A 5,862-nucleotide genomic window follows, 5' to 3' on the forward strand; every position below is an offset into this window, starting at 1 on the left:
CGGTTATATTTGCCCAAAAGAAATCGACTAAAAAGTTATTAGTTTTTGCCGATCCTGATATTTTATTAAGTCGTGCTAAATTACTAAACTTACCTTTAAAAATAGTTGAGTCTGAGCAAGCTTCAGCTAAGCATCAATTATGCGTTTACCCCATCAAAGTTAGTGGCTCAGTAAATGTTGGCGTTTTAAATACTGATAATGCTCAATATGTCCTAAATACTTTGGATAAAGCAACTGATTTTTGTTTGAATGAAAAATGCGAAGCATTAGTTACTGGCCCTATCCATAAGGGCGTTATTAATAGTGTCAATCCAGGTTTTACTGGGCATACTGAATATTTAGCCTCTTTAGCAGATACTGAAAAAACAGTTATGATGCTGGCAACACAAGGCTTACGTGTCGCGCTTGCAACTACCCATTTGCCACTTTCTCAAGTTGTTCAAAATATTAAAAAAGAGTCTCTTGAAAAAACTATTCGTATCATTCACAAGTCTTTAGAAAGCTACGGAATTAGCAATCCACGTATTGTTGTTTGTGGGCTTAACCCACATGCGGGTGAGGATGGCTGCCTGGGCATGGAAGAAATTGAAATCATCAACCCGCTTATTAATAAACTCAACCAACAAGGATTTAACCTTTTCGGCAGTGTACCTGCTGATACTGCATTTACAGTTGATGCGCTCAAAGGGATTGATTGTGTTTTAAGTATGTATCATGACCAGGGCCTTCCAGTGCTTAAGACCTTAGGCTTTAAAAAAGCAGTTAACATTACCTTGGGGTTGCCTTTTATTCGTACATCAGTTGACCACGGCACTGCTTTATCACTCGCCGGTACAGGTAATATTAGCCTAGGTAGTCTGCATACTGCATTAGAATACGCACAAGATTTTATTAACAAGAAAAATGCCTAAGCAACAATCTACAACTTCTACAAAACATAAAGCGCGTAAGCGTTTTGGTCAAAATTTTTTGACTGATCAGAAAGTTATAGATCAAATTGTCGCGACCATCGCCCCTAAGCGAGATGATAATTTACTTGAAATTGGCCCTGGACAAGGGGCTATGACTTTCCCACTGCTTGATCGAGTTGACGAGCTTAATGTCATTGAAATTGATCGAGATTTAATTGAAATTTTAAATAGATATGAAAAGCCTAATTTAGTCATTCATCAAGGTGATGCGCTTAATTTTGATCTTGATTTGTTCAATCCACCGATTAGAGTAGTTGGAAATCTACCTTATAACATTTCATCCCCTATTTTGTTTCACTTGCTCGAACATCGAGATAAAGTCATTGACATGACTTTTATGCTACAAAAAGAAGTGGTCGAAAGAATGTCGGCAGATCATGGCTCTAAAATTTATGGTCGTTTGAGTGTTATGATGCAAGCATTTTTTGACGTGGAGTTAATTTTTATTGTGCCGCCTGAGTCTTTTGATCCAGCGCCAAAAGTTGATTCTGCTATTGTTTATCTAACACCGCTCAAAACCTGCAAAGTGACTAATATAGATCTATTTGAAAAAATAGTAAAAGCCTCTTTTGCACACCGTAGAAAAACCCTTAGAAATTGTTTAAAGTTATTATTAACTCAAGAGCAAACTAGCATCGACCTTTCACAACGCGCTGAAATGTTAGATATTGATAATTTTATTACCCTAGCCCAAGATTATGAAAAACAGTATTCAAATTGACGTTCAAGTTAGCTTCATTAAAGAGCAATCAAGTGCAGCGATAAATCAGTACGCTTTCGCCTACACAATTACTATTACCAACAACGGTTCGCTCGGTGCTCAATTACTGACCCGACATTGGCGCATTCAAGATGAAACTAAACATATTGAGGATGTTATTGGTGAAGGTGTTATTGGCGAACAGCCTCATTTAATGCCGGGTGAATCTTATCAGTATTCATCGGGTTCAGTAATAAAAACAGCTACTGGAACTATGAAAGGTACTTATGGCATGGTGAATGATGAAGGTGAGCGGTTTGAAGCTAAAATTCCTGAGTTCATTTTAAGTGAGCCATACACGCTACATTAAATGTCTGATTACTTAATTGGCGATGTTCAAGGGTGTTACGATTCATTGCAACGCCTATTAAATCAAATTGAGTTCTCCCTAGATAAAGATCGAATATTTTTCCTAGGAGATGTGGTTAATCGTGGCAACAAATCTCTAGAAACTCTAGAATTTATCAAAGCACACTCCGACAATATCTCCATGGTCTTGGGTAATCATGATTTTCATTTATTGGCCTGCACTCTTGGAAAAACTATACTCAATAAAAAAGATACCTTTTCTGATATTATCAGTGCAAAGAATTCTACAAAACTACTAGAATTCTTATCTCAACAACCTTTATTGATTAGCGATGAAGATGTGTTAATGGTTCACGCAGGCATCCCTCCAAATTGGTCTAAAGAAATAGCGGTAACTCAATCAACCTTGGTTCAAAAGCATTTACAAGGTGAAAATTTAGGCCAATTTTTAACGCAAATGTATCATAACCAGCCAGATACTTGGAGTGATCATCTAAATGAGCTTGAACAGTGTCGATATACTATTAACGCCATGATGAGAATGAGATTTTGTAGGGCTAATGGTCAGTTAGAATTTGAACATAAAATGAATTTTGATCAAGCACCTGATGGTTATAAAGCTTGGTTTGAGCATGAAAATCGCTTACTAAAAGAAACAGATATTTTTTTTGGCCACTGGTCTACGCTAGCTAATGTAGAGCAAAAACATATATTTCCAATGGATCATGGTTGCGCCTGGGGTGGCCGTTTAAGCGCAATTAGGCGATCAGATAGGCAAATATTTTCTATAAACTGCTAGAGGGTTACTTGTCCTTCAAATACAAATTCAGCTGGCCCTGATAAAAATACATGCCCACCTTTTTGATATTCAACAGCTGCATCACCTCCAGTGAGATGTGCGTACACTTTTTCATCTAACAAACCCTTCTCAACGCCATAAACTACTGCTGCGCTCGCGCCACTTCCACAAGCCAATGTCTCGCCAGAGCCACGCTCATAAACTCGTAAATTGATTTCACCACGATTGACTATTTGCATAAAACCAATATTGGCTTGATTTGGTAAAGCCTTGTTAGCTTGTATTTTTGTTGCAATACTGGCGATATCGAGAACTGAGAGCTCCTCAACTATTAAAATACAATGAGGATTGCCCATAGATAACACGCCCATTTCATGACCCTCAATTGTGTATGTTGGTTGAATTTCAGATGCAATCAGTGGAATACTGTCAAGCTCAAAGCTAGGACTACTCATATCAACACGCACAGTGTTATCTGCATTAACATGCAAAGTGATCACACTTGAGTGGGTTTCTACAATGATCGGATTTCGCTTAGTTAAATTTTTGTGCGTTACGAAACGTGCAAAGCATCGGGCACCATTGCCACACTGTGCCACCTCAGATCCATCTGCATTATAAATAATATAGCGAAAATCAATACCTGGAGTGCTACTTGACTCTACAACGAGCAGTTGGTCAAAGCCAATACCGAAATGTCGATCAGACAAAATTTTAATTTTCTCAACACTAAAGTTTATATCACCATCGGTATTGTCAACCACCATAAAGTCGTTCCCAAGCCCGTGCATTTTTGTAAAATTTATTAACATAGGCTTTATTTTATCCACTTATAAAGCTAAAGGTTAATGAAAACGATAGTTCTGCTAAAATATTGCCTATATTTATCCACAAGGCAAATCATGATAACTCCTAGCAATATTACACTTAACAAAGACAAAAACCTTTTAACCCTTACTTTTGAGGGAACTGACTACCCATTAAGTGCTGAATTTTTGAGAGTTTATTCTCCTTCAGCAGAAGTAGTTGGTCATGGTCCTGGTCAGGAGACATTGCAACTTGATAAAGAAAATGTGAAGATTGACCGTATTGAGCCTACTGGAAACTATGCTATTATTTTGTTCTTTAATGATGGGCATGATACTGGCATTTATTCTTGGACTCATTTACATAAACTTGCTACAGATCAATCTGCCTTATGGTCAACTTATTTAAAACGACTTAAAGAGGCTGGACACTCTCATTCTCAACTGTAGTTCAAATGGGTTTTTTTACCGCCCTTTTGTCGTTCGCGTTAACGATTGGTATTTTAGTCACTGTCCATGAGTATGGTCATTATTGGGTTGCCAAAAAATTCAATGTCAAGATATTAAGATTTTCTGTTGGTTTTGGCAAGGTAATTAAATCTTTCAAACGCGGTGAAACTGAATTTACCCTTTGCGCCATTCCTTTGGGCGGCTACGTTAAAATGCTCGATGAAAATGAAGCGCAGGTTGCTGATAATGACAAGCATAGGGCTTTTAACAGGCAATCAGTTTACAAACGCTTTGCCATTGTCTTAGCAGGGCCAGTGGCCAATTTCTTATTGGCGATTCTACTTTATACACTTATATTTATCATTGGGGTTAATGGCATGAAACCGATTATTGGATCGGTTACTGATTCTGGTTTTTTTGACCAAGCTGGCTTGCAAGTAGGTGATGAACTGCTCAGTATTAACAATGCTCCAACGCCTAGTATTAGTGAATTTTCTAATCAATTTATTCAATCGAATGACACCCAGCCTTTAGTTATCCAGGCGCGCTCCAAGCTTTCAAATTTAAAGACCAGCACGCTTAACTTAACTGGTGATTTTTTAGCTAACCCTGAACAAGGCCTTGATCAATACTTAGGGTTTAAATTCTCCATCCCCAAGCTGCCAGCCATCATTGATCAGGTTGTGGTCAATTCTGCCGCCAGTAAAGCGGGCCTTCGATCCCAAGATGAAGTACTAAGTGCCAATGGCCAAAGTATTTCCACTTGGCAAGATTTTGTTATTGCTATCCAAGCTAAGCCTATTAAGCCTATTAAATTGCTTATTAAACGTAACACCAAAAATATAACACTTACATTAACACCAGAGTTAATCAATAACTCTCCTAAAGTTGGTGTTAGTGTTGCCATGCCTCAAGATTACTTGAAAGATTGGCAGGTGCTTATTCAAAAAGAACCAGTTGATGCTTTTTTGTCTGCCGGATCCAAGGTTTATCAATTGACGTTATTGAATCTAAAAATGATCAAAAAAATGATTATTGGTGAAGCTTCAATTGATCAAATCAGTGGCCCAGTTACTATTGCTAATTATGCTCAAAAAAGTGCAGAAATAGGACTAGTGCCTTTTTTATCTTTTTTAGCATTAATTAGTATTGGCCTTGGCTTGTTAAATCTATTGCCCATCCCCCTACTAGATGGGGGGCATTTATTCTTTTATATAGTTGAAATCATTAAAGGCTCTCCTGTCAATCAGTCTGTACAACAAGTTTTTGCAAAATTAGGACTATTTGTTATTTTGTCACTAACCTTTGTTGCTCTGTATAATGACTTGATACGTTTATCATAATTTTAAGAATTCTATGAAAAAATCACTCCTTAAAGTATTAGCTGCTGCAAGCATAGTTATAACCTCTGTTGCACTTGCTAAACCCATCAAAAGCATTGAAATACTGGGCTTAGACTCTATCTCAAGAGGAACGGTATTAAGCTATTTACCTGTTGAAACAGGTGATGAGTACAATAATCAGGTTTCTGGTCAAATTATTCGAGATTTATATAAAACCAACTTCTTTAAAGATATTGAAGTATCGCAAGAAGATGATATCTTAAAAATCAACCTTCAGGAAAATCCACATATTAAATATATGGATGTACTCAACTATTCAGACAAAGTTATTGATGAAGAAAGCTTAGCCAAAATTCTTAAAAATATGGACCTTTCTCAGGGTAATATTTTTAACAAACGCCAACTTGACAAGCTAATTGATCAA

General features: G+C 37.1%; 8 protein-coding genes. 7 read left to right on the forward strand and 1 reads right to left on the reverse strand.

All coding sequences use genetic code 11. From position 1 onward, the window contains the following. From pdxA to N9Y32_06845, 4 genes are all read left to right on the forward strand, one after another. Positions 1 to 911, forward strand: a 911-nt coding sequence (pdxA, locus tag N9Y32_06830) for a 4-hydroxythreonine-4-phosphate dehydrogenase PdxA (GenBank protein ID MDB2590723.1), incomplete at its 5' end; no start/stop codon positions are given. Next, positions 904 to 1,692 (forward strand): 16S rRNA (adenine(1518)-N(6)/adenine(1519)-N(6))-dimethyltransferase RsmA, encoded by a 789-nt coding sequence (gene rsmA / locus N9Y32_06835; protein ID MDB2590724.1) that lies wholly within the window; start codon positions 904 to 906, stop codon positions 1,690 to 1,692. The genes pdxA and rsmA, both read left to right, overlap by 8 nt. Further along, positions 1,670 to 2,041, forward strand: coding sequence for a Co2+/Mg2+ efflux protein ApaG (gene apaG / locus N9Y32_06840; protein MDB2590725.1), 372 nt, complete (start codon positions 1,670 to 1,672; stop codon positions 2,039 to 2,041). The genes rsmA and apaG overlap by 23 nt, the downstream gene beginning before the upstream one ends. Further along, positions 2,042 to 2,839 carry a symmetrical bis(5'-nucleosyl)-tetraphosphatase gene (locus tag N9Y32_06845; GenBank protein ID MDB2590726.1) on the forward strand — a complete coding sequence of 266 codons (798 nt, stop codon included), beginning with the start codon at positions 2,042 to 2,044 and terminating at the stop codon, positions 2,837 to 2,839. Here the strand turns inward: N9Y32_06845 and dapF are convergent. After that, a complete protein-coding gene (gene dapF, locus N9Y32_06850) occupies positions 2,836 to 3,645 on the reverse strand; it encodes a diaminopimelate epimerase (protein ID MDB2590727.1) in 810 nt (269 codons plus the stop codon). The two genes, N9Y32_06845 and dapF, sit on opposite strands and share 4 nt — an antisense overlap. Before the next feature lie 96 nt (positions 3,646 to 3,741). Here dapF and N9Y32_06855 point away from each other — a divergent pair, with 96 nt between their 5' ends. The 3 genes from N9Y32_06855 to N9Y32_06865 form a co-directional block, all read left to right on the forward strand. After that, positions 3,742 to 4,095: a DUF971 domain-containing protein gene (locus N9Y32_06855; protein ID MDB2590728.1), complete on the forward strand. Its 354-nt coding sequence runs from the start codon at positions 3,742 to 3,744 to the stop codon at positions 4,093 to 4,095. Between the two features lie 5 nt (positions 4,096 to 4,100). Then, positions 4,101 to 5,438, forward strand: a complete 1,338-nt coding sequence (gene rseP / locus N9Y32_06860) for an RIP metalloprotease RseP (protein ID MDB2590729.1) — start codon at positions 4,101 to 4,103, stop codon at positions 5,436 to 5,438. A 13-nt stretch (positions 5,439 to 5,451) separates the two neighbouring features. Further along, positions 5,452 to 5,862: outer membrane protein assembly factor BamA (locus tag N9Y32_06865; protein MDB2590730.1), on the forward strand; the 411-nt coding region annotated here is incomplete at its 3' end.

Source organism: Candidatus Thioglobus sp. (genome assembly GCA_028228555.1).
Classification (GTDB): domain Bacteria; phylum Pseudomonadota; class Gammaproteobacteria; order PS1; family Pseudothioglobaceae; genus Thioglobus_A.